The 1,321-nt window shown below is 38.4% G+C and carries 2 protein-coding genes; both read right to left on the bottom strand.

The genetic code is table 11. The features are described from left to right. Nucleotides 1-331: 331 nt before the first annotated feature. Entirely contained in the window at nucleotides 332-838 is a 507-nt protein-coding gene (ybeY, locus tag KPX09_RS05290; RefSeq protein WP_249549306.1) for an rRNA maturation RNase YbeY, read from the bottom strand. Nucleotides 839-844: 6 nt separating this feature from the next. Continuing rightward, nucleotides 845-1,252: an EVE domain-containing protein gene (locus KPX09_RS05285; RefSeq protein ID WP_249549305.1), complete on the bottom strand. Its 408-nt coding sequence runs from the start codon at nucleotides 1,250-1,252 to the stop codon at nucleotides 845-847. Nucleotides 1,253-1,321 lie beyond the last annotated feature (69 nt).

Raw genomic sequence — 1,321 nt, 5'->3', positions numbered from 1 at the left:
AGGCTGTTACCTTAGCAGTGTTAAATATTGCACAACGGCACTTAAAGACTCACATTACTCAGCTTCTTCAGCATCTTTATACTTCTTGCAGGTTTAGGTATTTTAGTGGAGATAATCAAATATGAAAGATTCTGCTGGTGATGTAATACGTTTATAATCTCACTTGGAAGTTCTTCAGTTTTCTTCTAATTGGAAAAAATTTTGGATGATATGGTACATATCGGCATAGTCACTGCAGTCAGGTGATGTAAGCTTATCATAGTGATACTGAGTATCTTGCTATGCAATAAACTAATATTTCTCGATACCCTATCCTGTGCATCATAAATGCTTATGCAATAATGCCAGAGTTTTTTGTCAGGTTGCTTTGATAGTTTTCCTGTATTAAATACGGGTTTTCTATAGATCGCTTACTCAACAAATCAATTTCAAGGGCTTGCATTTCTTTGGCATCTTCGGGAACTTCATGATCGTAACCCAATATATGCAACACCCCATGTATTAACATGTGAGTAAAATGAGCATGGATCTCTACTCCTAAGGTTTTTGACTCGTACGTAATCCTATCTATGGATAAAAATATTTCACCTAAACAACAATTGGGCGACAGAGCCTCATAGTTGAAGGATAGAACGTTTGTAGGTTTGTTGATGTTTCTATATTTGTGATTTAGCTCTAACAGAAGAGCATCATGTGCAAGAACAACAGAAACAATGGGATTGTACTTATCTACCTCAAGCTCGCGTAAAGCAAACGACACTATTTCTTGTGACGTAGTCTTAGGCTTCCTTATAAGACGGTACCATTTCCCATCAATAGTGCTGACTTCTACAGGCATGTTGAATCATTGATTTGACATCTCTATTATTGTATCCCATTCAGCTGGAGCAACTTCGGAGACCGAAAGTCTAGGTTGTTTTAGTATCGCCATACTGCTTAAAGACTCAACTGACTTCATTTCCCGCAAACTTATACTACGCTTCAAAGCACTGTGGAACTCAACATCAATACACCCAAACCTATCATTTTCAGGTATGTAGAACTCCCTGCAAACCTTCACTATTCCCCTTATAGCTTTCTCTGTACCTGTGTGATAAAAAAAAGCAAAATCCCCAACCGATGCAGCTTTTAAATTACTTTGGGCTTGACAATTCTTCACACCATCCCACTTGATGACACGCACCGCAAGCATATCACCCCAGGCGAAATCTGCTGGCTCAGATTTCAAGAGCCAAAACCTTCTTTCTTGCACTACTTCTTTCTTAAAAACGCAGGAACATCAAACGACTTACTGTTCCAGTTTAAAGAGGAATTGCGATTT

The organism is Anaplasma phagocytophilum (genome assembly GCF_023476575.1).
Taxonomy (GTDB): Bacteria; Pseudomonadota; Alphaproteobacteria; order Rickettsiales; family Anaplasmataceae; genus Anaplasma; species Anaplasma phagocytophilum_A.
This window is presented reverse-complemented; position numbering and strand designations above follow the sequence as displayed.